Here is a 26,950-nt window from a genome sequence, read left to right as displayed (position 1 = left end):
CTTATAATCTATAATCACTTTAGTAAGAATGTGTGGTGCAAACACATCCCTTGAAATTATTTGATAAGTGTATGAGCCATAACGGCTCTTCACTTTTTTATTTTGGTGAATTTTATGCAATTACCTACGGTTGATTATACCGCTGAAAACGCGGCTGAGCAGTTTGTTGAGTCGTTACGAAATACTGGCTTCGGTGTATTAAAAAACCACCCAATTTCGCAAGAATTAGTCGAATCTATTTATAAAAATTGGCAGGCATTCTTTAATTCGAATGAAAAACACGATTTTTTATTCAGTAAAGAAACGCAAGATGGTTATTTTCCGCCAGAGGTGTCTGAGGTAGCGAAAGGCTTCACTAAAAAAGATATCAAGGAATATTATCACGTTTATCCAAAAGGACGAGTACCTGCGCAGCTAGAAGCTGAGATCCGTGAGTACTATCGTTTAGCAAACGAGTTTGCATCGACATTACTTAGTTGGGTACAAGAATACGCACCAGCAGATGTGAAAGCAAAATTCTCAATTGATTTGAAAGACATGATTTCAAATTCCGAGCAAACATTATTACGTGTGTTACATTACCCGCCGATGACAGGTGATGAAGAACCAGGTGCTATTCGCGCTGCGGCACACGGTGATATTAACTTGCTAACTGTGTTACCGGCTGCAAATGAGCCAGGTTTACAAGTACAAGACAAAGATGGCGGTTGGTTAGACGTGCCGTGCGACTTTGGTAACTTAATCATTAATATTGGTGATATGTTGCAAGAAGCGTCGGGTGGTTATTTCCCATCAACAATTCACCGCGTAATTAACCCAACAGGTAAAGCGTCAGACAAATCACGTATTTCATTGCCGCTTTTCTTACACCCTCGTCCAGATGTCGTGCTTTCAGAGCGTTACACAGCCGATGAGTACTTAAACGAACGTTTAAGAGAATTGGGTGTTAAATAACCTGAGCGAACACAAAAGCATATTGTGTTGAATAAGCAAAGAAAAGCCCGCAACCGCGGGCTTTTTATTTAGTTATAACCGCGTTCAAAACACTTTTCATCTTGAGTCGGTTGAAACGGCTTACTAGCGTGTTTGTTATTAACCGGTTGTTGGCGGTTAGCGGGCGGGCATAAGCTGCCTGTTGAGTTTCCCATATTTTGCATTCCTGTTGTCATTGGTGATTGCGTTAGCGTCACGTTAAGTTATACAAAACTTATAAAAAGTGACCGAAAATTTACACTCAGTAATTTAACAACAGCAAATTGTAATTGTATTTATCTTAAACTGGTTGTACCTGCCTAAGTTGCTGCGTTTAACCAAGTTAGTGTAGTTGTAACAGGAAATTTGTATTTTGTATACACTATGAATTGAAAAAGTTTACTTTTTAAGCAGTTTTTCTACTGCGGTAAGTAAACGCGTGGGGTCAAATGGTTTTGTAAGCCAGCCACTGGCGCCGCTATTTTTGGCTTTTTCTTTTTTATAACCGCTCGATTCGGTGGTTAGCATAAGAATTGGCACATATTGATGTTCAGGTAGTCGCCTAATTTTTGGGATTAAGCTCAAACCTGTCATATTGGGCATATTAATATCAGTGATCACCATATCAAACTGTTGTGCTCGCAGTTTGTCCATTGCATCAACACCATCAACTGCGGTTACTACGTCATAACCGGCACCGGTTAGTATTGCTTGGATCATTGAGCGAATAGTTTGTTGGTCATCCACTGCTAATATATGCGCCATGAGTTTCTCCTTGTAACTCTTATTTCGTATTAAAAAACCTTAGTAAATTGGATGTATTCTTCCGTTATTTTTGTATTGTTTAGCGATTATTTATTAATTTTAAAGCGCAATACATTTTTAATGACTGCGCGATAATTTGTTTCGCTGAAAATTTTGACAGCGCTTTTAGACAAAACGTCTGTGGCCTTGTTCATAAATTGCATGATGGTGCTGATCGATTGCACGAAGCACATCGCTGCGAGTGATCACCCCAACCAAGCGTTTGCTACTATCCACCACGGGATAGATTTTGGGTTTATTTGTTAACATGGTCTGTGCTAAATCAAGCACTGAGTGTTCTTCATCTATCGCCAGTACATCAGTACGCATAATATCAACCACTTTATAATGGCTTTCATTTTGATAGGTGTCTTCGAGCATACGCTCAAGGCAATCTTGCTCAGATAAAAACCCAACCACATGTTTGTGTTCATCAAGCACTGGTCCGCCAGTTTGATGTGAGATTAACAGTCGCTCAGACGCTTCGCTAACAGTCATATGAACTGAAAAGGATACGGCGCGATGCGTCATGTAATCTTTTACTTTAATTGAATTCATGGCACGGTCTCTTTTGGCTTTGTTTATCTTAAGCTTAGTTTGTAACTTTGTGATTTGCCAAAGAGATAGGCGCTCTGTAAGACTAAAATATGACAATTGATTTTTACACGCCGGAAATTGTAGTGTTTGGCTTATTAATTTGACATATTAGGCATAAAGCGCGAATCTGAAATGGCAGCGTTAACCATGGATTACAAGAGTAGTTGGTATCTGCCATTGGGTTGAACCTGCTGCAGAAATAGACAGAAAAGCTCAACACGCTCTAGTCTGCCAAGATAACGATTGTAGTTAAAAGTATACGATAGGCGTTTTTGTTGAATACAATCTAGACGACTAAAAGTAATCATTTGATCGTTGTTAAGTGCGAAAGTCGGTTCACTATTAGTCGTATAAGCCTAAATTAAATATTAAATAAAACATATGGTTATGTTGATAATAATTAATGATAAGCAAAAACTATAAAAATTTAATGACAACGCTGTCATTATTTGTGTAACATTAAATCAACACTTGGGTTGAGGAAATGCGTAAAAGTGGATAGTAAACACAATTAACAAATAATTGTGCTTAGTGCTTTTACGGAAAAATTATAAGAATTGAGGTTGTTTAATGGTTGCAAGTAGTGCAAATAAAGAGCAAATCTTTATTGGAATAGACGGTGGCGGTACAAAGTGTCGTGCAACCGTATTTTCGAGCCAAAATGGGGTATTGGGCACGGGCTTAGGCGGTCCTGCTAACCCGTTACATGGCCTAGACCGCACGCTTGAATCCATTATGGTTTCAACTCAGTTAGCAATTCAAGACGCAGGCTTAAACCTCGATAAAGTAAACGATGTGGTTGCAGGTCTTGGTCTTGCTGGCGTCAATCTGCCTGGTTTATATCAACAAATTCAAGATTGGCACCATCCATTTAAAAAGATGTTTCTGACAACTGATCTCCACACTGCGTGTATTGGAGCGCACGAAGGGCAGGATGGGGCAGTGATTATTACCGGAACTGGCTCGTGTGGTTTTTCATTTGTGAATGGTCAAAGCACGATATTAGGCGGACATGGCTTTGCACAAGGCGACAAAGGGAGCGGTGCATGGCTTGGCTTAGAAGCGGTAAAATCAGCATTATTAAGCTTAGATGGTCTTGGACCAAAAACATCACTTGCCGATATACTGTTAGCGCATTTTAAAGTAACAGATGCAATGGGCATCGCCGAAGCAATGGCGGGCAAACCATCAAGCAGCTATGCGCAATTAGCGCGTCCAGTACTTGTAGAAGCAAAGAAAGGGGATGAGGTTGCGCTTGCAATCGTAAAAGATGGCGCACGTTACATCAGTGATTTAGCCAATAAGCTATTACAAAATAACCCACCGCGTTTATCAATGATTGGCGGATTAGCCGAGCCATTGCAAGAATGGTTAGATAAAGACGTGGTGGCAAATGTTAAACCTGCAATGCAGCCGCCAGAAATGGGCGCCGTTTATTTTGCGCAAAACTCAATTAAAGGGTAATTATGTCAGCTACGAAGTATTTTGCGACACGCTTATTTAGCGGTGAACAGTTTGTTCAAAATGTGACGTTTAGTGTTGAAGATGGCGTGATCACAGCGTTTGAGCAAGGTCAAACTGAAAATGCGATTGTACTTGAAGGCACCGTTGTTCCGGGCTTTATCGATGTACAAGTCAATGGCGGTGGTGGTGCATTTTTTAACGCCGAGCAAAGTGTAAATTGCGTCGATGCGATTGCAAAAGCGCATGGCCAATTTGGTACAACTGCATTATTACCAACCCTTATCACAGACAGTGTTGAAGTAATGGAACGAGCAGCTGACGCCACAGCTCAGGCAATTAAAGATCAAGTGCCGGGTATTGTGGGCGTGCATTTTGAAGGCCCGCATTTATCAATGCCGAAAAAGGGCACGCATAGCGAAAAATTTATTCGCCCAATTACTGAAGCGGAATTTGCAGTATTTGAACGCCAAGATTTAGGCATCAAGGTAGTTACCTTAGCGCCAGAAAATGTGTCTGCCAGCGACATTAAACGCCTTGTTGCAGCGGGTGTGAAAGTATCTATTGGTCACACTAATGCTGATTATCCAACGGTATTAGCCGCACTTGAAGCCGGTGCTGACGGTTTTACCCATTTATATAACGCGATGAGTGCGTTCACTTCTCGTGAACCAGGTGTAGTTGGGGCAGCATTAACTGACACCAACGCATGGTGCGGCTTAATTGTTGACGGTCATCATGTTCACCCAGTATCTGCAAAATTTGCTATCGATAGCAAAACCCGTGGCAAAATTATGCTAGTAACAGATGCGATGCCACCTGTGGGTACTAACGATATGGAGTTTGACTTCTTTGATGGTCGTAAAGTGATCCGCACTGGCGATAGATTAAATTCAACCACAGGTGAATTAGCAGGCAGCGTGTTAGACATGGCAGGTGCGGTGCGCAATACCATTAATACTCTTGATGTTAGTTATGCTGAAGCACTGAGAATGGCATCACTTTACCCAGCACAGTACCTAGGTTTAGGTAATAGAAAAGGGCGATTAGTGGTTGGCGCAGATGCTGACTTTGTGGTGATGGACAATGAATTTTATGCACGAGAAACCTATGTTGCTGGTGCAAAGCGATAATTGATTCCTGGGCAAAAACCCTGCTTTGAAGTAACAAGCGGGGCTTTTTTTTATCTAAAAGAAAGTAAAAAAACAGCGTGTATTTTTAGGGGAAGTACACACGTAATTAGACTTAAGTGATACCAACGGATTGTTTCACTCGGTATTATTGTACCAATTCGCTTAACGCGTTAATCACTTTGGCGAGCTAAATTTATTGCTATTGCGTTCGAATTTATTTATGTAACATGTCTACATAAGAGAAATTCTACTTACTTGGCATATTATTTTTAAGCGCTAGAGCTGAGAGCACACGTAACAGCATTGGTATTACAAGTATAAAAACGAGGTTGTCGTGAGCGATACAAATAAGAAAACGAAGAAACGATTAGCATCACTTGATGCACTGCGTGGCTTTGACATGTTTTGGATTTTAGGCGGTGAGAAAATTTTTGCCGCCTTGTTTGTTTTAACTGGCTGGGCTGGATGGAAAGTTGCAGAGGCGCAAACATTACATAGTCAATGGCACGGTTTTACCTTTTACGATCTAATTTTCCCTTTATTTATCTTTTTATCTGGCGTTGCGATGGGTTTGTCACCTAAACGTATCGACCATTTACCTTTTGTTGACCGTAAACCTATTTATATAAAAGCGTTTAAGCGTTTATTATTACTGTGCTTTTTTGGTGTACTTTACAACCATGGCTGGGGCACTGGGGTACCACTTAACCCAGAAGAAGTACGTTACGCAAGTGTACTTGGGCGTATTGCTGTCGCGTGGTTTGTCGCGGCGATGCTGGTATGGCATACCAGCTTTAGAACACAAATGTTTACCCTTGCTGGGATATTGATTGGTTATTGGGTTTGGCTTTGTTTCATACCTGTTCCAGGTGGTGTTGCGGGTGATTTATCTGCGGGCGGTGCGGGTTCTTGGAACGCATGGTTCGACACAAACTTACTACCAGGCATTACTTATCAAAACAAGCCAATGGATCCAGAGGGTATTTTGTCGAGTATTCCTGCTATTGCTAACGCGTTATTTGGTGTTATTGCGGGCCGCTATATTAAACAAGCACAAGAGCGTGGCGAATGGAAAACTGCAGGTATTTTATTTGCTGCAGGTTTAGTTGCACTTGCTGTTGGTTGGCTGTGGAATATGGTATTTCCAGTTAATAAAGACCTATGGACGTCGTCATTTGTTATGGTAACGGTGGGTTGGAGCTTTATTTTACTGGCGGTGTTTTATGCTGTAGTTGATTTACTTAATCAACAACGTGCTGCATATCTATTCGTAATTATTGGCGCTAACTCAATTGTGATTTACCTCGCATCAAGCCTAGTGAACTGGGAATACATTTCACGCAGTGTATTTGGTGGGTTTATTGCTGCGGTACCGGCACCTTGGCAGCCTTTAATAGGTGTGTTTGCCTTACTTGGCGTGCAATTGTTAGTGCTGCATTGGCTATATAAACGCAAGATTTTAATCAGCGTTTAACGCTTACTATTTTAAAAAGCAGGCACCGCCTGCTTTTTTATTTTCTTTATATTTTATAACGCTTTTTTATTCACTTTTACTTTACAAATATGTAAATAGACGCAATAATGACAGCGTTGTCATAATGGTGAAACCTAATATCGTTGTATCCCGATTAGGTTTTGTGATCTATGGATTATCTATACTTGCACGGACAGATATCCATAGATCCCATTTTTATTTAACCCCTTACTAGAGCCTTTCCTATGCAAATAGTTATTTTAAAAGATGCAGCTGCAGTGGCCGAATACGGTGCTCAGATTTTTATCGATCAAATTAATAGAAAACAAGATTCTGTATTAGGATTAGCAACGGGTTCGACACCTGTAGCGCTTTATCAAGAACTGATCAAAGCGAATCAAGCAAATAAAGTAAGCTTTAAGCAAGTAACAAGCTTCAACTTAGACGAATACTTAGGTTTAGACGGCGACCACCCTCAAAGCTACCGTTATTTTATGAACGAGCAGTTATTTAATCACGTTGATATCGACAAAAGTAACACGTTTGTTCCGCCGGGCGATGCACAAAACCCGATCACCGCGTGTAAAATGTACGAGAACAAGATCTCACAAAGCGGCGGTGTAGATGTTCAATTATTAGGTATTGGTCGTAACGGTCATATCGGTTTCAACGAGCCATCATCGAGCCTTGCATCGCGAACGCGTGTAAAAACGCTTACCAAAGAAACGGTAGAAGATAACGCCCGTTTTTTTGCAGAAGGTGAATTTCAGCCACACTTATCAATTACCATGGGTATTGGTACGATTTTAGAAGCGAAAAAAGTGGTATTGCTCGCAACTGGCGAAAATAAAGCTGATGCAGTGCGTGATATGTGCGAAGGTGCGGTTTCTGCAGTATGCCCAGCGTCTGCGCTACAATTCCATCAAGATGCAGTGATTGTTATTGACGAAGCAGCGGCAAGTAAACTTGTAAACGCTGAACTATACAAGCACATTGAAGGCGAAAATCAAAAGTTACAACAATATTTAGCTGAGCTAAAGCACTGATCATTTTGTAACATCATTTTTGTTTTAAAAAGCGCCATTGGCGCTTTTTTTATGTTTAAATGTAAGCATATTAAATTCAACAAATTAGCTATGCAAAATCTGCCTTTTAGTCAAATGCCATTGGCGCGTTGCTCGCGCGAACGCAGTAAACCTGAATTTATCACGCAACAACTTAATAGCGACAACGCCAAAGTACTGCTTTTTTATCAAGATATGATGTTATCGACTAGCCACCTTGATGATTTATTGTGGTTAAGTGTAAAGCAAGTCACAACAATTTTAGGGCGTGCGCCGCACCTATTTTTAGGACTTGAGAATAATACCCCGTACTTTGCTATCGAAATAACCCAGCAAGAATTAGCGCTTGATGAATTAAGTTGTTATCAAACTCTGCCATTTCGCAGCCAACTCGCCAGTTTCCCTGCTGCTAGTGTAGCGATTGCAGGCTATGCAAAAACCTTATTACATTGGCACAAAACACACGTATTTTGTGGGCGCTGCGGCAGCCAAAATGCCTCGTATGAAGGGGGATATTCCCGTCGATGTGATAATAAAAAGTGTGGTCACATTACGTTTCCTCGTCATGATCCGGCGGTTATTATGATTGTTCGGAAAGTATTTGACGATGGTGTTGAGCGCTGCTTGCTTGGACGCCAAGCATCGTGGCCTGCAGGTAACTATTCAGCACTTGCCGGATTTGTGGATGCGGGTGAAACGCTCGAAGAAGCGGTTATTCGTGAAGTAAAGGAAGAGTCGGGCATTGATGTGTCTGAGGTCGAATACATCGCATCGCAACCTTGGCCGTTCCCAAGTTCAGTGATGATTGGCTTTATTGCAACGGCAAGCAGTACAACAATTGATATTGGTGAAGATGAACTGGAAGACGCTAAGTGGTTTAGCCGAGATGAATTAGCGAAATTTGGTGAGTGGGGCGATGACTCATCAAGTTTTAAAAAGCCGCGTTATAGCTCGATTAGTCGCTTCCTGTTAGAGCATTGGATTAACTCATAACAAATTAGATTTGATTAGACGTCTAAAAGTCTATTTAATGTTTGTAACAGAACCAAGAGTAGAATCGATTTATGAAAGCAAATACCCAAATTATTCACGCAGGTCGCAAGTTAAAATACACCCAAGGGGTGGTTAATCCGGTTGTACAACGCGCATCTACCATTGTTTTTGACTCAGTAGCGCAGATGAAAGAAAACACCGCAAAGCGTGGTAAGCAAGCGCTGTTTTATGGTCGCCGTGGTACGCATACCCACTTTGCTTTACAAGACGCAATTACTGAACTTGAGCAAGGTGCAGGCTGTGCCTTGTTTCCAAGTGGCGCGGCAGCGGTTAGTAACGCCATTTTATCGTTTGTAAAAACGGGCGATCATATTTTGATGGTCGATACCGCGTATGAACCGACACGTGATTTTTGTGAAAAAATTCTCGCAAATATGGGTGTGAGCACAACTTATTATGACCCACTTATTGGTGAAAGCATTGCCGATTTGATTCAAGACAACACTGTATTGCTTTTTTTAGAAGCGCCGGGTTCGATTACCATGGAAGTGCAAGACGTACCTTTACTGACAAAAATTGCGAAACAACATGATTTGCTGGTATTTATTGATAATACCTATGGTAATGGCTATTTCTTTAAGCCACTAACCCACGGTGTTGATGTGTCAATTCAAGCGGCGACTAAATACATTGTTGGTCACTCAGATGTGATGATGGGCGTAGCAATTGCAAACGAGGCATGTTGGGAGCAGTTACGTGAAAATGCCTACCTAATGGGGCAATGCACATCAGCAGATGATGCTTACCTTGCCATGCGAGGTTTACGTACATTGCCGGTACGCCTAAAGCAACACGAACAAGCAGCATTAGAAATTGCCAATTGGTTGGCTCAACATCCGTTAGTTGATCATGTACGTCACCCAATGCTCGACACATGCCCAGGCTCAGATGTATTTAAACGTGATTTTAGCGGCAGCACAGGCCTTTTTAGTTTTGTACTAAAAGAGGGTAATCAAGCTGCGATTACTGCACTTTTAGATGGTATGCAACATTTTAAAATGGGTTATTCGTGGGGTGGTTTTGAAAGCTTAATTACCGTCACAACCAGTTTTAATCGCATTCGTACGGTAACAAACTACGATTTTTCAGGGCCGTTGGTGCGCATTCATGTTGGACTTGAAGACGTAGATGATCTTAAACTGGACCTTGCCGAAGGACTTGAACGTTTTCAAGCACAATTAAAGTAAATAAAGGATTTGTATGGGTTCAACTAGCTTTCATCGTGTAATTGCATTTGCGCAATTTGAATTTTCACGGTTTCTATTTTCAAAAAGAGGGCTAGTTGCCATTATTAGCTACCTTGCGATTTGGTCGCTTATTTTGACCAACGTGGTAGCGAAAGGCGCTGCGTTTTTTAAAGATCCCCAGTTTGAACGCTTTATGGAGCAATTACTTGGCGAAGTAGGTCTTGAAAACTTATCTACGTGGGCGGTTCCTGAATTAATCGTATTTTGGTTAGTCGCAGTGCTGACTTTTCCATTTTTTGCCATGTTTTCGGCAGCCGATCAGTTATGCAGTGATAAAGCGCGCGGCACGATTCGATTTTTACTTTTGCGCGCAAAACGTGAAGATTTATTGCTTGGCCGTTTTCTTGGTCAAGTAGTGGTAGTTGCCGCGTTTATAGGTATTGCCTTATTGGCAAGCATTATGTTGATTGTTTGGAATGATGCGGGTCAACTTTCAGGGTCACTGCATTTAAGCAGCCAAATATTGGTTGATTTAATGTTTGTTGTGTTACCGATGATTGCCTTTATGCTGCTGTTAAATGTTTATTCAACATCATCTAAACAAGCCATTGTTCATTGTTTACTGTTGCTTACATTAGGCAGCATTATTATAGGCTTATTGGCTGAGTATATTTGGCAGGGCTTTTCATTTTTAGGTTACTTGCTGCCTAACGCTAGCTTGTTTGACACCTTAGCGTTAAGCGCGAGCGTGTCTGAACAATATTTGCTGCCACTTGCACAAACGCTCATCTACGGTGCGCTGACGTTTACATTATTTAAGAAGCAAGGGGTGTAACCATGATTGAACTTAAAAATGTAAGCAAACACTTTGCTAGCAATCAGGTATTAACGAACGTTTCAATGACCATTGAAAGTGGCGAGCCTGTTGCGATTATTGGCCCTAATGGTGCGGGTAAAACCACGCTATTTAGTTTAATCTCGGGCTTTATTTCACCAAGTAGTGGTGAAGTACTGTTTGACGGCGACACAATTCCTCATGCAGCGCAGTTTGGTAAACTGGCGGTATTACCGCAAGATGCACAGCTTGATCCGCGCTTTAGTATTGAAAAACAACTTGCTTTTTTTGCTAAATTACAAGGTTTTGCAAAAGCGCCTGCGCTTAGTGAAGTGACACGTGTGTTATCGCAAGTAGGGTTAATTGAACACAAAACAAAAAAGCCACAAGAATTATCACACGGTATGCGAAAACGCGCCTGTATTGCCCAAGCGCTGATAGGCAACCCTTCATTTGTATTACTCGATGAAGCCACGGCAGGGCTCGACCCAATTCATGCGAAAGAGATAAGGGAACTAATTGCGAGTTTGAGCTCTGAGATTACGTTTATTTTGAGCTCACACGATTTGGCAGAGCTTGAGCGCCTGTGCCAGCGTGTATTTGTGTTTGAAGCCGGCAGTTTGAAACAATATTCAGGTGATATTGATACGCAAAACCATGCTTATTTGACCTTGCGATTAAAACAACATAGTGATGATTTTGATAAGATAATTTCAGGGCTCAATGGGCTAATACAAATAAAAACAACGCAATCACGCGAGTACTTAATTGAATATGATGCCAGTGTTACTGACTTTGATATTCAATTGCTGCAACACTTGCATCAAAAGCAGATTGCATACCAACAAATTTACAACGGAAAAACGCTTGAAAACCAGTTATTTGATTAAAGATTTTGATGCCATGGCGCTGCCTCAAGCGCCAAGCTATGAATATGCTTGCGCTATTTGCGATTTTACCAATGAAACACATTGGCAACCGCTGATTGAGCAAATATGTGAAAATAATGATTTAGCGCTTAGTGTAGTAGAGCGCGTTAGCTCAGGCGAAAATCCCACATTTTTATTGCACAGTGCCAGTAATCAAGCCTTTTACATTAAATTTATTGCGCCAAATTGGCTATTTCAGTATCACCATGAAAAAGAAGCGCTCGATTTATGCGACGCGGCAGCACTACCGATTGCAACACCTAAATTGATTGCGCACGGTGAGCTCAATAACTGGGGTTACTTAATTACAAAAGGGCTTGAAGGGCAACTACTGTCAGATATTTACAATGAACTAACAGACGATGAACAACAGTCAATAGCCGCGCAATTAGGACGTTTTTGCCTACAAATGCACAGTATTCCTATGCAAAAAACAAGCGTACTGTACAAAGATTGGCAAAAATTTATTGATGAGCAATACCACAATAGCTACGCCAGGAGAAAGCGCCAAGGCTTGCGTGCAGATTTTTTAGCGGATTTTATTCCCTATATTGCACATACACCTTATACCGCACCAGACACCACTAATCTGTATTTAGTACACAGTGATTTGCACCCGGGTAATTTATTAGTTAAACGCGGTGATGACGGCATTTCACTTTGTGGTGTGATTGACTTTGGTGATGCGTTAGTGTGCAACGAGCCACTATTTGAAGTCACGACAGTTGGTTTACTTGTAGCAAAAGGTAAAACTAAGGTTTTTCAGCAATTTTTAGAAAGCTACCTTTATCAAGTTGACGATAAACGAACGTTACTAAACAGTTTAATGACACTGACATTGTTACGCCACACGGGTAACTTAAATTATTTAATTGAATATGTACCCGGTGTAAAACAATGCAAAAATTGGCAAGATGCTGAACAGTATCTTTTTCCGATATAACAGCTAAGGAGACAACAATGGGACTTTTATCAGGCTTATTGGGTAATGCAAGTGAAGTAGACAGCGAGGAAGTTGAGCGTTTTATTGATTCAGCGCTGATTGACGGTGAGCAAGTTGAAAAGGCGTATAAAGTTATTCGTGACGTTTTAGTGTTTACCAATAAACGCTTAATTTTGGTTGATCGCCAAGGTGTACGCGGTAATAAAGCCGAAGTACTTTCAATTCCTTACAGCAAAATAACTAAATTTAGCAAAGAGTCAGCAGGTACATTTGACCTCGATGCTGAATTAAAAATCTGGTTAGGCTCTGAGCCAAATCCGCTAACAAAAGAGTTTAAGGCGGGAGACGATATCGATCAGGTTTACAAAATTTTAAGTCAATACACATTAGGATAGTGGCAAGTTTTATATGAAGAAATTTCTTTTATCAGGTTTATTAATGGCGGCGACAGGTGTAAATGCCGCGAGTTATCAGTCGTTTAACGAATTTAATTATGTTAATGCCGATAACTACGATGGTTTTGCGTTTAGCACCCATTACTTTTTTAAACCGCAAGCAATGATTGGTGTGTTAGATGAGTTTGGCTATCTAAATACCGATACTAACCTGTACGGCTCAATTAATAACTTTTACGATGATAACTTCTACAATATTGGTGGCGAGTATTTTTTACCAAATAATGTATTTATCACCGCAGACGTTGCCAAACAGGGCGACTTTGATGCCTTTAGCGCTGGCGCCGGCTATCTGATTAACGATGATTTTAAAGTCAGTGCACGCTATAGCGATGCCGATGGTCAAGACGGCGAAGTATTTGCGCGTGCTGAATACAACCATCAAATCAACCGTATTGATTATCTTGCGTTTAGTTTTGATACTGAGGTAGACCTAGATAGCTGGGAGTTGGCGTCTCGCTATTTTATGGCGCTAAACAGTGCGCAGCATTTAGCCGTTGATGCGTCTGTTACTGAAACAGGAAATGACATAGTTACCCGTGTATTTGGTACTTATTATTTAAACCAAGCAATCTCTGCAGGCCTGGGTGTAAATGATGGCAAGTTTGAAGTAAAAGCGAAATATTATACCGATGCTAATTTTGCCTTTTCAATTGGCTATCAAGATATTGATGAAGCACTTGTTTTTGCAGTGTACGGCCAGTTTTAAACGTATTTAAACAATAAAAAAACCGCTGAATTTCAGCGGTTTTTTTGTTTAAGCTAAGTTATACCAATTCACTTAAATAGCAGATCATCCTAGCGGGCTAACTATCATGCTAACTGCGTAAAATTTGTCAATGTAGAACAACTACATAAGAAAAATTCCGCCTTGTTACCATTTCATTTATCCAGCGCTATCCCTGATCACATACTTAACAGAATTGGTATTAGCTTACCAACCGCACTGGCGGCCTTTGTTTTGCTCGTCTAGGTATTTTTGTAATGGTGCAAAGTAATCAAGAATTGCTGTTGCATCCATTTCTGGTTTACCTGTTACGCTTGCAAGCGCTTCTTGCCATGGGCGACTAGAACCCATTTTCAGCATCGCATCTAAACGCTCACCAGCTTCTTTTGAGTTATAAACACTACAACGGTGAATAGACTCTTTGCTGCCTGCGATTTCACATAATGCGCGGTGGAATTCAAATTGTAGAATATGCGCTAAGAAATAACGTGTATAAGGTGTGTTACCTGGTACATGGTATTTCGCACCTGGATCAAAGTGTTCTTCAGTACGAGCTACAGGAGCCGCAACACCTTGATACTTTTCACGCAGTTCCCACCACGCTTGGTTGTAGTTCTCAGGTGTTACTTCACCAGAGAATACTTTCCAGCGCCATTGGTCAACAAGTAGGCCAAATGGAATAAATGCAATTTTATCCATTGCCATTTTCATTAGAAGACCGATATCTTTTGATTCATCCGGTACTTCATCAAGTAAACCGATTTCTTTTAAGTAACCAGGTGTTACAGAAAGGGCGATAGTGTCGCCAATTGCTTCGTGGAAGCCATCGTTAGCACTTTCTTGGTAGTAAATTGGTTGCGTGTTGTAAGCGCGTTGGTAGAAGTTGTGGCCCAGTTCGTGGTGAATTACTGAGAATTCTTCACCAGTACGTTGGATACACATCTTAATACGTAAATCGTCTTTGCTATCTAAGTTCCAAGCTGAAGCGTGACATTGCACGTCGCGATCTTGTGGTTTAGTAAACAGTGAACGCTCGTAGAATGTCTCAGGTAATGGTGCAAAGCCCATTGACGTAAAGAATTTCTCAGCACCACGCACCATTTTTAGTTCGTCGTAGTTGTGCTTAGCAAGCAATTCAGTTACATCATAACCCGGATCGGCGTTCGCAGGTGCAACTACATCGTAGATATTACCCCACGTTTGTGCCCACATGTTACCAAGCAAGTGTGCTGGAATTGGCTTATCTTGTGGTACTTTGTCTTCACCGTACTTTTCGCCCAGTTTTGCGCGAACGTGACAGTGTAGTGAATTATATAGCGGTTTAACTTGACCCCAAATACGGTCTAACTCTTTGGCAAAGTCATCGGCAGGCATATCATATTTACTGCGCCACATAGCGCCAGTATCTGCGTAGCCAAGCTCGTTTGCGCCTTGGTTTGTTAACTCAACCTGTTGCTCGTAAAGAGGACGCATTGGTTTAGCAACTTCGCGCCAACCAGTCCAAATATCAAGTAGTTCGTCGTAATCACGGCTTGTTGCCATGGTTGCAGTCATATCGCCAAGGCTTAAGCACTTATCGTCTTCTTTACAGTATTTACCTTTACCGTAAAGACCGCCAAGTTCAGCAACGATTTTCGAAAGCTCAGCAGTTTTAGCTGGATCTTGTGGAGCAGGCAGGGTGAGTGCAAGCTTCAGTTTATCTAGTTTACGGCGGCTATCTTCGTCTAGGTCTAACTTATCAAATTTAGACGCTTCATTTGCTAAACGAACTACAGCAGCAGTCATCTTTTCGTTTGCTGCAGCAGATAGGCCTGACGTATCGTGCGTAATAAAGTTTGCGTAAATCCACTCAGCACGGCTAACTTCGTTATAAAGCGCCATTAATTCTGTTTCAGTATTTGCTAAAAACGCTTTTGCGTCTTGTGCTGTTACTTGTTGTGCCGATTGTGTTTCTTGCTGTTTGCTAGTTGCATTACAGCCAGTAATCGCGACCGCTGATGCGACGAGTAATGCGGGTAGTGAGAGTTTAAATGATGTCATTATTGTTTCCCTTAAAGTAATGGCCTAAAGCCAACAACGCATATTAGCAAGTCGTGGTTTTTGGGTAAATGCCAGTTAGACTTTTTCAGGGATTAAGTCATACTTGGGTAAGCGTTAAATAAATTCAAGGGATAGTTTTTACAATGTTGATTTTTATAATAATTGTTTTTGTTATTGCCGCGATTTTTGGCATTCGTGCCAATCGCTTAAGATTTGTAACAAAACCTGTTTTTAACTATTTCAAAAAGGCTTTGCCGCCTCTGTCAGATACAGAGCGCCAAGCAATGGAAGCGGGGGATATTTGGTGGGATGGCGAACTGTTTTCTGGCAGACCAAATTGGCAAACATTTCGCGAGTACCCCAACCCCAAACTGAGCACAGAAGAGCAGAGTTTTATTGATAATCAAGTATCCACATTATTGGATATGTTGGACGATCACCAAATTGTGACTGAACGCGATTTACCGAAAGCGGTGTGGAAGTACTTAAAAGAAGAGGGCTTCTTTGCCTTAATCGTACCGAAAAGTCACGGTGGTCACGGTTTTTCCGCGTATGCTAATTCAACCATTGTCAGTAAAATTGCATGTTCGAGTTTATCAGCCGCGGTCACGGTGATGGTGCCAAACAGTTTAGGTCCGGCGGAATTACTTGCTCATTATGGTACGAAAGAGCAACAAGATTTTTGGCTACCTAAACTGGCAAATGGCGATGAAGTCCCGTGTTTTGCTTTGACTGCCTTAGATGCAGGTTCTGACGCTGGGGCAATTCAAGACTACGGTGTGGTGTGTAAAAAACGCTATAAAAACAAAATGACACTGGGCATCAAGCTTAATTGGCGTAAGCGTTATATCACTCTCGCGCCTATTGCATCGGTTATTGGCTTAGCATTTAAATTATATGACCCAGATGGATTATTGGGCGAACAAGAAGATTTAGGCATTTGCTGTGCACTTATTCCGGCAAAAACAAAAGGGGTCACTACGGGTAAACGTCACGACCCGATGGGCATGGCATTTATGAATGGCCCAACCGAAGGGGAAGATGTCTTTGTGCCACTTGATGCGCTAATTGGCGGTGAAGATTACATTGGTAAAGGCTGGCGCATGTTGGTTGAATGTTTGAGTGCGGGGCGAGGTATTTCGTTGCCTGCACTTGCGACTGCAACAGCTCACTTAACCACGCGCACAACTAGTGCGTATGCATTAATACGTAAGCAATTTGGTTTGCCAATCGCACAGTTTGAAGGCGTAGGCGAAAGTTTAGCGCACATTGCTGCGATGAGTTACCTTACCGAATCGACACGACGTATGACAACAACGGCACTCGATCTTAATTTAAGCCCTGCGGTGATCACTGCCATTACTAAATACCACCTTACTGAAATTGGCCGTGATATCGTAAATCATGGTTTTGATATTCAAGCGGGTAAAGCGGTGCAAAATGGTCCAAGTAATAGTTTAGCGAGTGCCTACAAAGGCACGCCAGTATCTATTACGGTTGAAGGGGCAAATATTTTAACCCGTTGTTTAATGATTTTTGGTCAAGGTGCAACGCGCTGTCATCCATTTATTTTGAATGAAATGGAAGCGGTGGCAATGGATGACGAACAAAGTGGCTTACATCAATTTGATGAGTATCTTTGCAAACATATCGTGCATACCTTAGGTAATTTTGGCTTCAGCTTTTTCCATGGTTTAACCGCAAATTGGTTTGTGCCTAAAGCAAGCGCAGGGCCTGTTGCGCATTACTATCAAACGCTGACAAAGCTCAGTGCGTCATTTGCGTTTTGCGCCGATTACGCAATGTTACGTTTGGGCGGGGCATTGAAGCGTAAAGAAGCAACATCAGCACGTTTAGGTGATATTTTAAGTCAGCTTTATTTAGCCAGCAGCGTGTTAAAACGCTATGAAGACGACGGTAGGCAAGTCTCCGACTTACCTTTTGTTAATTACGCTATCGACCATTGTTTGTATGAAATAGGCCAAGCCTTTGACGCGTTTTTTGTCAATATTTCATTTGGCGGTGTGATTCGTTTCGCGGTTTTCCCGTGGGGAAACCCGTATCACAAACCAAGTGATGAGACATTAAATCAAGTGGTTAATAGTTTAAGTAACAATGCAGTAATGCGTGAGCGATTATGCAACTTGTGTCATATCAAAGCGGGTAGTGATATTGATAATATGGAGCGCTTATTAGTGATTTTGTCGGAGCAAAAAACGTTAATATCGCGTTTTGAAAAAGCCATTAAACATGCGCGTTTTGATATTAAGTTTGACAGACTAAATGCGATAAACACATTGAGTGATGAGTTTAATCAAGAAGAATTAGCGCAACTCACAGAATATGAAACGCTGCGTCAAGCGGTAATAAAAGTTGATGAGTTTGAATCGTTTGATTAATTAAGGTTAAATTAAACCGCTCTTTGCAATGCACAGATTGCGCTGAGCGGTTTAATAAGCAAAGTATTAGCGCGCGTAAGGGTCGTCGAGGACTTTTTCGATATACCAAGTGCCTTTTACTTTAACAAGTTTAATCTGGCGCATATCGGCGATACGGTTACCGTTATGTTTACCGTGTAAAATAACGTTTAACACGGCTGAGTCGCCAAAACGTTTACGAACACTGCGGCTGCCGTGGTCGATTTCAATTTCCACTTCGTCAAAACGCATATTTAGTACATTGCGTGCAAATTGCTTTGTTGAGCCGTATGACTTGATAATACGGCCATATTTTGGCACCGATGCATTGACTGCTTTATTGATGTCGTCTTCAAGCAATACTGCGTAGAAAAATTCAGATGCTTTATATTCAGGTGAGTCGTTATCTGCTTTTATTTCAGGTGAAGTTTCACCACACGCAGCAAGCAATATAAACAAAGATGAAAGAAGAATGTTACGTAACATATGCCTAATTGTCGTTATTTTTATTTAGGCTAAGTGTGGAATGATTTTGATAGGATGTAAAGTGCGAAGCGGTGCTTCGCACTTTTAAAGCGGTAAATTATTGCACTAACTCTTGATCTGTAAACTCTTCAGCAAACAGTGGGCTAGTTAGGTAACGCTCTGCAGAGCTTGGTAGAATAACAACAATTTTCTTATCTTTGTTTTCTGGCAGTTCAGCGATACGTTTTGCTGCAACAACCGCGGCACCAGAAGAAATACCCGCAAGAATACCTTCTTCTTTCATTAGGCGGTGCGCCATTGAAATAGCGTCGTCATTTGAAACTTGCTCAACACCGTCAATCATTTCAACGTCTAAGTTACCTGGGATGAAACCTGCACCAATACCTTGGATTTTGTGAGGACCTGGCTTTAATTCTTCGCCTGCAATTTTTTGACTGATCACTGGTGAATCAACTGGCTCAACTGCGATTGATTTAACGTCTAGGCCTTTTTCTAATTTTAAGAAACGGCTAGTACCTGTGATAGTACCACCTGTACCAACACCGGCTACGAAGAAATCTATATCGCCATTAGTTGCGTCGAAAATCTCAGGGCCCGTCGTTTCGAAGTGAATTTTAGGGTTTGCTGGGTTTTCGAATTGCTGTAGTAAAATGTACTTTTCAGGTTCGCTTTGCTGAATTTCTTGTGCTTTTTCAATCGCACCTTTCATGCCTTTAGCGCCTTCAGTTAATACTAGGTTTGCACCTAACGCTTTTAATAGCTTACGACGCTCAAGGCTCATTGTGTTTGGCATCGTTAGCGTTAGCTTATAACCACGTGATGCAGCAACAAACGCAAGTGCAATACCTGTGTTACCTGAAGTCGGTTCGATTAACTCTTTGTCTTTGGTTAATTCACCTGACTTTTCAGCTTCCCAAATCATTGATGCACCAATACGGCACTTAACGCTGAAACTTGGGTTGCGCGCTTCAATTTTCGCGTATACGTTACCTGACGTTACACGGTTAAGTTTAACTAGTGGCGTATTACCAATGCTCAGTGAATTATCTTCAAAAATGTTACTCATTATGTGTATCCCTAAATGTTCGGATTCATTTACGCTAAGCATACTGACTAGTTGCAAAAACGAAAGGAAAGTTTGGCTATAATATATAGCCAAACTGCCTGAAATAGGCGTTTATGGCTAAATTAGCAGTGTTATTGGTACAGAACGTGAAATTAGACGCAAAAAAACGAAATATCAGAAATAAAAAGGGAAGCCTTAGCTTCCCATAAACGTCTTTAACTTATAGCATCCAAGCGTATGACATTTTCATAAATACTGAACGGTCTGTCTTCTCTATTTTTGATAAGTCATCATCTTGATAACCGTTATCGGAATAGCCAGCAAAAAATACCGTTTGCGGATTCACTTTATAAGAGTAGAGCAGTTGAGTTGAAAACCCTTTGTAGTGCGCCGTTACATCATCAATGTAATTATTTGGATTGCGCTCAATATCACGATAAATTACGGCTAATCGTACAAAGCTTCGATTGTTAAACTGATAACTTAATCGCGCGTCGGTTAAGTTTGCAGTGAATAGATCAGCACCGTCCACGTCCATCGCTTCATATGTATGACGCAAGCGCAATTCTATATGGCGGTTTAAGTTCATATTTAGTATAGGGCGAATACGGGTTTTATCGCCTAAACGATTGTTTGCTAAGTCGATATGATTACCTGTATTAGCGTAAAGTGAGGCAAACATGCCTGAGATTGGTTTAAATTCTAAATACACGCCAACGAGGTTTTCATTAAACAGCGTAGTGTTACCATCTATATCTAACCGCGCTTTATTATGGCGAAGACCGACGCGGTCGCGCTGGAGCAATTCAATTTTACCGTAACTTTGCAATGGGCCGTTAAATGATAAGTCTGCTTGAACTTCTTTTTCTAGCAGTTCGCCATTGGCGTTATGGCTAATATCCCAGTCACTGTAAAATTCGATGCGATTATACCAATTAACACCTTGCTCACCGTACCAACGATAACGACCACCGCTCACAAACTTATTAAAATCAACTTGGTTCATAAAACCTAAATCGCCGCGGAAATCTTCACCAAGGTTGTCGTAGCGTGCAAATAGACTCCAATACTTTTCGTTGTGCTCATAACTAAGTTTATAGGCAATATCATCAATTGCTTCTTCAGCACTGACACGTAAATATTGTTCGCTTATTTCGCAATCTTGCTCATTTTCACATTGTGTGCGCGCTTGTTGTTTGCACGTTGAAAGGTTATCGGCGTCGCAAATGCTGTCTCTAAATTCATCGGAATACTTTGTTCGCGACATCGCAAGTTGTGCGATAAAGGTATCGTTTTCAGTTAAACGGTATTTGCTATCAAGTGACGACACATAGTTGTAATAGTCATCAGCGCTTCGTGCGGTTGTCGTTGCGGCTATAGAGAAGTCGTTGGTAAAGTCATAGCGATAACGTGCCGCAACATTGTTACTTTTACTTTCTAACGAGACAATAGTCGAGCCTAGGTTACCAGGGATAATCACATTACTTTGGTTATCGTTAGCGATAAAGCTACCAAAGGTATGCGAGCCAACGCTTCCTGTAAGTTTTACACCTGCGTCAGGTTCTGCCACATTGCGGGTATAAATAAGGTTCCAAGGTGTTGAAAAATAGTCGGTATTCTCTAAGAAAAAGGCACGCTTTTCTGGAAAAAACAAAGTGAAACTGTTGTTGATACCGAGCTGTGCAACATCGGCTTCGACTTGTGAAAAGTCAGGATTAATGGTCGCAGTAAGCGTAACTTCTGGCGTGATCCCCCATTTTAGGTCTAATCCCGGTTCTAAGGTGTTATCTGCTTGCCAATCTTCAATGGGTACAACACTGACATCGCGGTTTTCGCTGCGGCCAGCAACAATGGTTGGCACTAGCGTTAGGTTATTGCCTTGTTCGGCTTGTTCAAAACCTGACACGGTTTGCATTTGACAAACCCAACAGCTGTTAGCGTGGTCGATTTTTATTGATGAAATACGCAGGCGTTCATTTCGTGGTAAAAAGCGAACAAACTCCATCGCCATTTTTTTGCTGTTATTACCCTGTTCGAAATTTAATATGCGAAACGGAATTGAAATCTCAACAACATAACCCGTTTCTGTTAATTGCCCCGAGCTGTGCCAAATACCATCCCACGCATCGCTTTCTTGGCCTGTTAGCACGTTTTCAATGGAGTCCATTTGCACGCCAAGCGGATTAATAAAAAACTGATACGCCAGCTTTTCGTTATTGTATGAGTCAATTTTCAAACCCACTAAGTCATCGCTCCAGTTTTTATCACGGTCGCGATAAAACGCACGAATTGCATTTGGGTTTGAATCACTTACCACATAAGCGACATTGAGTGATTCACCATCTTCATAAACAAGTGCGTAGGCTTGCTCCTTGGCTGGCATATTTTCATAGGGCCAAGTGATATTGTTGATTTCGATGCGTTTTGCTTGCTGCCACACACTTTCATTTATATTGCCATCAATAACGACTGAATCTGATAAAAATGGGATCTCAAGTGTGGTGTCGGTTTTTGCTATTACAGAGGTAGAGAGTAGGGCAGCACACAGTGCTAGCGGGTATTTCATTTTAATTGCACGAGTTTTTATTGTTTTGCAGTATTTTAGAGTGTTGCAGTTTTTCGAGCAATTTAGATAAGGTTAAGCAACAAAAAATAACGATAAAGTAACCACTTTATCGTTATTTTTACAAGGTAGTGAGTTTTTAGCGCGATACTAACATCATTACTCCAGGCACAACAAAAAAGGCACCTAGCACATAACCTAACGCTAAAGACTTATTATTTGAACCTACTTCAGCCAGCTTACTTGCAGCACGAAGCGGTAATTCACGTAGGAATGGTGTACCGTAAATAAGCGCAACAGCAAATACGTTAAACATTACATGAACAAGGGCGATTGTTAGTGCCACTTCGGCAGCTGCGCCTGTAATTGATGTTGCAGCAAGCAGCGCAGTAATGGTGGTACCAATGTTCGCACCTAGCGTAAACGGGTAAATTTGTTTAGTCGAGAACACACCACTACCCGCAAGCGGGATCATTAAGCTTGTTGTTGTTGACGATGATTGCACCATAACCGTAACCACAGCACCCGATGTAATACCTGCAACAGGGCCTTTACCAATCGCGCGGTGTAGCATTTCTTTGGCTGTGCCAACAAGCGCTTTTTGCAATAGTTTACCAAGAGTTGTTACTGCAAATAGAATCAGTGCGATACCCACAATTACCATAGCAATACCAAGGGTTTTGCCATCGAAAAATGCAAGACCATCTTTAATTACGCCTACCGCAGGCTTAACAAGTGGTTTGATAAAGTTATAACTTTTAAGTGATAGGTCAGCGTCGCCGACAAATAAATGCGCAAGGCTTTGAGATAGTTTTTGTAAAATGCCGAACGCTAATTCAAGCGGTAGGAAAATCGCAACAGCAATTAAGTTAAAGAAGTCGTGTACTGTTGACGCTTCGAATGCGCGTTTAAATTCTTCTTTTGAACGTATATGACCAATTGATACTAAGGTGTTTGTAATAGTTGTACCAATGTTCGCACCCATGATCATTGGAATTGCAATATTAATAGGTAATCCGCCAGCTACTAGGCCAACAATAACCGAGGTAACGGTTGAAGATGATTGTACTAACGCAGTTGCGAGTGCACCGAGCAATAATGCAACAAATGGGTTGGTTGCGAATGCAAAAATTTCTTTCGCACCTTCACTGCCACCTGAAGCTAGTTTAAAACCGCCACTTACGGTACTAACTGCAACTAAAACCAAATAAACTAAAAATGCGATAGCAGCCCAGTTTAAAAACTTGGCCGTAACACTTTGTTGGCCGTTTATTGGATTTGACGTATTTTGACTCATTTCATTTCTCTTGTTTTCGACGACCTTGTTGGTCGTGTTATGTGACATTTACATGTCATTTTTGTGACGACGCGGATTAAAACAAAGAAATATGAAAGAAATATTACAGTGAGTGTAATATTTCAAAGTTAACAACAATCGATGTGTTGTTATCGTCATTAAATTGCTGTTAGAACGTTAAAATTTCGTAATGTAATAGATTGTAAATGATGAAGTTTTTATAAATCGGTGAGTTAGTGAACAATCGGTCAAAATAGCCATGGAAATCCAATTTAAGTTGTTCGACTTTGATAACTAATGTGCTATGGTTAGGCCTCTTAAATCTGTCTTACATTGATAACCGTGAGGTAACTCCTTGATTAACGTATTGTTAGTTGATGACCATGAACTCGTTCGCACAGGTATAAAGCGTATACTTGATGACGTACGTGGCTTTAAAGTGGTTGGTGAAGCGAAAACTGGCGAAGAGGCGGTTCAGTTTTGCCGTCAAAATAACCCAGATATCGTACTCATGGATATGAATATGCCAGGTATTGGTGGGTTAGAAGCAACTAAAAAGATCTGTCGATTCTGCCCAGATGTAAAGGTCATTGTATTGACCATGCAATGTGAAGACCCATTCCCGAGCAAAGTAATGCAAATAGGTGCACACGGTTACTTAACCAAAAGTGCAGGTCCTGAAGAAGTGGTTAATGCTATTCGCGCTGTGAAAACAGGGCAGCGTTATATTGCGCCAGAAATTGCGCAGCAGATCGCACTAGCGCAGTTTAGCGGACGCAATGATGAAAACCCGTTTGCAAGCCTATCAGACCGCGAATTACAGATTATGCTGATGATCACTAAAGGTGAGAAAGTACAAACTATTGCAGATCAGCTTAACTTAAGCTCAAAAACGGTCAATTCATATCGTTACCGTATGTTTGAAAAGCTTAATGTGGGTGGCGACGTAGAATTAACACACCTTGCTATCCGCCATAAAATGATTGAGATTGACGCCGAATAACACGATGTCGGCGTTTAACGCAAAAGCCTTTCTAAAAACCGTATCAAATGAGCCCGGCGTTTATCGAATGTTAGACGCCAAAGGGCAAGTTATATACGTTGGTAAAGCAAAAAATTTAAAAAAGCGTCTTTCAAGCTATTTTCGCGATAACATTCCCGAAAACAAAACCCGAGCGTTAGTGGCGAATATTTGCGGTGTTGAAGTTACACTGACGAATACCGAAACCGAAGCACTACTGCTTGAAAATAATTTAATAAAAAAATACATGCCGCGTTACAACATTTTGTTGCGCGACGACAAATCCTATCCTTACATTTTAGTAACCAATCATACTCATCCGCGTTTAGCATTTCACCGTGGCGCCAGAAAAATTAAAGGCGAGTATTTTGGTCCTTATCCAAGTGCCGGAGCCGTGTCTGAAAGTTTGCGCTTAATGCAAAAGATATTTCCAGTGCGTCAATGTGAAGATGCGTACTACCGCGCACGCAGTCGCCCGTGTTTACAATATCAGTTAAAGCGTTGTTCAGCGCCATGTGTAGGTAAAATTTCCGACACGGATTACCAACAAGAAGTAGATATGGTGAAAAAGTTTCTGGCGGGGCGCTCGTCAGAAGTAATCGCAACATTGGTTGAAAAAATGGAAGCGGCGAGTATCTCGCTTGAGTTTGAAAAAGCAGCGCAATTGCGTGACCAAATTTTATTGCTGCGCAAAATGCAAGAACAACAAGCAGTATCGGGCAATGTTGCAGAGCTCGATGTAATTGGTTTCTCGGCTAAAAACGGTTTGGTGGCAGTACATGTATTGATGATCCGCGACCATAAGATTTTGGGATCCAAAACGTATTTTCCAAAAACGCCAAAAGACAGTAGCAATGACGAAGTCTTAGAATCGTTTTGTGCACAATATTATGTGCAATTATCCAATACCGGACGAATTCCAAAACAATTAGTTGTGCCGTTTGCATTTGCTGGCAGTGATACGTTAGCAGAAGGGTTATCGGCAATTTGCAGTAAGAAAATTGCATTTGTATTAGCGCTGCGTGGTGAAAAGGCAGACTATTTGGCACTTGCTAATAAAAATGCAGCAAATGCCTTAGAAGTAAAACAAAGTGCAAAAGACTCCATTGCGAAACGTTATGCTCAATTAAAAGAAGCGCTAAGTCTAGAAACCATTAATCGTATGGAGTGTTTTGATATTAGTCATACCATGGGCGAAAACACAGTTGCGTCGTGTGTGGTATTTGACGACCAAGGTCCAGCCAATAAAGAATATCGCCGCTTTAATGTTGAAGGTATTACACCGGGTGATGATTATGCTGCTATGGCATTTGCACTTAGAAAGCGCTACAACAAACTGACTGACGAAAGTAAAATTCCCGACATTATTTTTATTGACGGTGGTAAAGGGCAGTTATCACAAGCTGAACATTATTTTGCTGATTGGCCACACACCAAATTACCGCTATTAATAGGTGTTGCCAAAGGCACATCACGAAAACCGGGTTTAGAGACGCTATTAATTGATGGCGGCAGGCGCACGGTGAATTTATCATCGGATGCGCCAGCGTTACATTTAATTCAACATATTCGTGACGAAAGTCACCGCTTTGCTATTGCAGGGCACCGTAATAAACGTCAAAAGCAGCGCAATACATCTGTGCTTGAAGAGATTTCAGGGGTTGGCGCGAAAAAACGTCAAGCCGTATTAAAATATTTAGGTGGCATTCAAGGGGTAAAAAGCGCTACTATTTCTGAATTGGAGCGAGTGCCGGGCATTAGTCGTAGCATCGCAGAACGAATCTATCATCATCTAAATGATGACAAATAAATAAAATACCAATATGTGGAACATTCCAAATACACTTACAGCTTTTCGCCTGATCTTAATTCCGATTTTTATTGTTTTCTTTTTTATTCCAGCTAAGTGGTCTTTTTTCTGGGCCGCGTTTATTTTTTGGCTTGCCTCAGTCACCGATATGTTAGATGGCTATCTAGCAAGAAAACTTGAACAATCAACACCATTTGGTGCGTTCCTTGACCCTGTTGCTGATAAAGTAATGGTGTCAGTTGCACTTATTGCATTAACCCAACATTACCAATCGCTCTATATTACGATTCCGACCATTATTATTATTGGTCGAGAAATTATCGTATCGGCATTGCGTGAATGGATGGCGGAAGTGGGTGAGCGCGCCAATGTGGCGGTATCGCAATTAGGTAAAATTAAAACCGCAGCACAAATGTTGGCGATTATTGGTTTGATTTGGCAGTACGATAGCCAAATGATCACCTTATCATTTGTATTATTTTATATTGCGACTATCTTAACCTTTATTTCGATGGTGCAATATTTGGTTGCTGGCTGGGGCGCGTTGTCTCAATCAAACAATTAAATTGGTGTTTGTGCATTGAAATAAGTGCATAAACGAGTGTTTTTAAATCAT

Annotated in this window: 24 protein-coding genes; 16 read left to right on the top strand and 8 right to left on the bottom strand. The window is 41.2% G+C overall.

Annotated features, from left to right (window positions below; all coding sequences use genetic code 11):
- Positions 1-114 precede the first annotated feature (114 nt).
- On the top strand, positions 115-954 hold the full coding sequence (locus tag PSPO_RS08265; RefSeq protein WP_010559908.1) for an isopenicillin N synthase family dioxygenase: 840 nt from the start codon (positions 115-117) through the stop codon (positions 952-954).
- A 68-nt stretch (positions 955-1,022) separates the two neighbouring features.
- On the opposite strand, the gene PSPO_RS21945 is transcribed toward PSPO_RS08265, so the two are convergent.
- The 3 genes from PSPO_RS21945 to PSPO_RS08255 all read right to left on the bottom strand — a co-directional run bounded on the left by PSPO_RS21945 (position 1,023) and on the right by PSPO_RS08255 (position 2,334).
- Positions 1,023-1,148 carry a hypothetical protein gene (locus PSPO_RS21945; RefSeq protein ID WP_267890898.1) on the bottom strand — a complete coding sequence of 42 codons (126 nt, stop codon included), beginning with the start codon at positions 1,146-1,148 and terminating at the stop codon, positions 1,023-1,025.
- A gap of 223 nt (positions 1,149-1,371) precedes the next feature.
- Positions 1,372-1,737 (bottom strand): response regulator, encoded by a 366-nt coding sequence (locus PSPO_RS08260; protein WP_010559909.1) that lies wholly within the window; start codon positions 1,735-1,737, stop codon positions 1,372-1,374.
- Positions 1,738-1,902: 165 nt separating this feature from the next.
- Entirely contained in the window at positions 1,903-2,334 is a 432-nt protein-coding gene (locus tag PSPO_RS08255; protein ID WP_010559910.1) for a CBS domain-containing protein, read from the bottom strand.
- A 609-nt stretch (positions 2,335-2,943) separates the two neighbouring features.
- Between PSPO_RS08255 and nagK the strand changes: the two genes are divergently transcribed.
- The 11 genes from nagK (at position 2,944) to PSPO_RS08200 (ending at position 13,616) form a co-directional block, all read left to right on the top strand.
- A complete protein-coding gene (nagK, locus tag PSPO_RS08250) occupies positions 2,944-3,837 on the top strand; it encodes an N-acetylglucosamine kinase (protein WP_010559911.1) in 894 nt (297 codons plus the stop codon).
- Between the two features lie 2 nt (positions 3,838-3,839).
- Entirely contained in the window at positions 3,840-4,967 is a 1,128-nt protein-coding gene (gene nagA / locus PSPO_RS08245) for an N-acetylglucosamine-6-phosphate deacetylase (protein ID WP_010559912.1), read from the top strand.
- A gap of 334 nt (positions 4,968-5,301) precedes the next feature.
- Positions 5,302-6,441, top strand: coding sequence for a transmembrane glucosamine N-acetyltransferase NagX (nagX, locus tag PSPO_RS08240; protein WP_010559913.1), 1,140 nt, complete (start codon positions 5,302-5,304; stop codon positions 6,439-6,441).
- A gap of 245 nt (positions 6,442-6,686) precedes the next feature.
- On the top strand, positions 6,687-7,487 hold the full coding sequence (nagB, locus tag PSPO_RS08235; protein ID WP_010559914.1) for a glucosamine-6-phosphate deaminase: 801 nt from the start codon (positions 6,687-6,689) through the stop codon (positions 7,485-7,487).
- Between the two features lie 90 nt (positions 7,488-7,577).
- On the top strand, positions 7,578-8,498 hold the full coding sequence (nudC, locus tag PSPO_RS08230; protein ID WP_040642779.1) for an NAD(+) diphosphatase: 921 nt from the start codon (positions 7,578-7,580) through the stop codon (positions 8,496-8,498).
- A gap of 71 nt (positions 8,499-8,569) precedes the next feature.
- Entirely contained in the window at positions 8,570-9,745 is a 1,176-nt protein-coding gene (locus PSPO_RS08225) for a cystathionine beta-lyase (RefSeq protein WP_010559916.1), read from the top strand.
- A gap of 13 nt (positions 9,746-9,758) precedes the next feature.
- On the top strand, positions 9,759-10,580 hold the full coding sequence (locus PSPO_RS08220; RefSeq protein ID WP_010559917.1) for an ABC transporter permease subunit: 822 nt from the start codon (positions 9,759-9,761) through the stop codon (positions 10,578-10,580).
- Positions 10,581-10,582: 2 nt separating this feature from the next.
- Positions 10,583-11,470: an ABC transporter ATP-binding protein gene (locus tag PSPO_RS08215; RefSeq protein ID WP_010559918.1), complete on the top strand. Its 888-nt coding sequence runs from the start codon at positions 10,583-10,585 to the stop codon at positions 11,468-11,470.
- Complete coding sequence (locus tag PSPO_RS08210) at positions 11,448-12,452, top strand: aminoglycoside phosphotransferase family protein (RefSeq protein WP_010559919.1); 1,005 nt, start codon at positions 11,448-11,450, stop codon at positions 12,450-12,452. The genes PSPO_RS08215 and PSPO_RS08210 overlap by 23 nt, the downstream gene beginning before the upstream one ends.
- A 17-nt stretch (positions 12,453-12,469) precedes the next feature.
- Positions 12,470-12,847 (top strand): PH domain-containing protein, encoded by a 378-nt coding sequence (locus PSPO_RS08205; protein ID WP_010559920.1) that lies wholly within the window; start codon positions 12,470-12,472, stop codon positions 12,845-12,847.
- 13 nt (positions 12,848-12,860) lie between these two features.
- Entirely contained in the window at positions 12,861-13,616 is a 756-nt protein-coding gene (locus PSPO_RS08200; RefSeq protein ID WP_010559921.1) for a putative porin, read from the top strand.
- 225 nt (positions 13,617-13,841) lie between these two features.
- On the opposite strand, the gene PSPO_RS08195 is transcribed toward PSPO_RS08200, so the two are convergent.
- Positions 13,842-15,674 carry a M2 family metallopeptidase gene (locus tag PSPO_RS08195; RefSeq protein WP_010559922.1) on the bottom strand — a complete coding sequence of 611 codons (1,833 nt, stop codon included), beginning with the start codon at positions 15,672-15,674 and terminating at the stop codon, positions 13,842-13,844.
- 143 nt (positions 15,675-15,817) lie between these two features.
- Between PSPO_RS08195 and PSPO_RS08190 the strand changes: the two genes are divergently transcribed.
- On the top strand, positions 15,818-18,073 hold the full coding sequence (locus PSPO_RS08190; protein ID WP_010559923.1) for an acyl-CoA dehydrogenase: 2,256 nt from the start codon (positions 15,818-15,820) through the stop codon (positions 18,071-18,073).
- Between the two features lie 66 nt (positions 18,074-18,139).
- Here the strand turns inward: PSPO_RS08190 and PSPO_RS08185 are convergent, their stop codons facing one another.
- The 4 genes from PSPO_RS08185 to PSPO_RS08170 form a co-directional block, all read right to left on the bottom strand.
- Positions 18,140-18,577: a hypothetical protein gene (locus PSPO_RS08185; RefSeq protein WP_010559924.1), complete on the bottom strand. Its 438-nt coding sequence runs from the start codon at positions 18,575-18,577 to the stop codon at positions 18,140-18,142.
- Positions 18,578-18,674: 97 nt separating this feature from the next.
- The gene (cysK, locus tag PSPO_RS08180; RefSeq protein ID WP_010559925.1) at positions 18,675-19,643 is read right to left on the bottom strand and encodes a cysteine synthase A; all 969 of its coding nucleotides are present in this window, start codon (positions 19,641-19,643) and stop codon (positions 18,675-18,677) included.
- 220 nt (positions 19,644-19,863) lie between these two features.
- The gene (locus PSPO_RS08175) at positions 19,864-22,209 is read right to left on the bottom strand and encodes a carbohydrate binding family 9 domain-containing protein (RefSeq protein WP_010559926.1); all 2,346 of its coding nucleotides are present in this window, start codon (positions 22,207-22,209) and stop codon (positions 19,864-19,866) included.
- A gap of 136 nt (positions 22,210-22,345) precedes the next feature.
- A complete protein-coding gene (locus tag PSPO_RS08170; protein ID WP_010559927.1) occupies positions 22,346-23,503 on the bottom strand; it encodes a Na/Pi symporter in 1,158 nt (385 codons plus the stop codon).
- Between the two features lie 355 nt (positions 23,504-23,858).
- Here PSPO_RS08170 and uvrY point away from each other — a divergent pair, with 355 nt between their 5' ends.
- The 3 genes from uvrY to pgsA are packed head-to-tail and all read left to right on the top strand — an operon-like array spanning position 23,859 to position 26,899.
- Positions 23,859-24,506, top strand: a complete 648-nt coding sequence (uvrY, locus tag PSPO_RS08165; protein WP_010559928.1) for a UvrY/SirA/GacA family response regulator transcription factor — start codon at positions 23,859-23,861, stop codon at positions 24,504-24,506.
- 4 nt (positions 24,507-24,510) lie between these two features.
- Entirely contained in the window at positions 24,511-26,334 is a 1,824-nt protein-coding gene (gene uvrC / locus PSPO_RS08160; protein ID WP_010559929.1) for an excinuclease ABC subunit UvrC, read from the top strand.
- Between the two features lie 13 nt (positions 26,335-26,347).
- Complete coding sequence (gene pgsA, locus PSPO_RS08155; RefSeq protein WP_010559930.1) at positions 26,348-26,899, top strand: CDP-diacylglycerol--glycerol-3-phosphate 3-phosphatidyltransferase; 552 nt, start codon at positions 26,348-26,350, stop codon at positions 26,897-26,899.
- The last annotated feature ends 51 nt before the right edge of the window (positions 26,900-26,950 follow it).

It is taken from the genome of Pseudoalteromonas spongiae UST010723-006, from assembly GCF_000238255.3.
GTDB lineage: Bacteria > Pseudomonadota > Gammaproteobacteria > Enterobacterales > Alteromonadaceae > Pseudoalteromonas > Pseudoalteromonas spongiae.
Note: the sequence above shows the minus strand (reverse complement) of the source record. Positions and strands in the feature narration are given on the sequence as shown.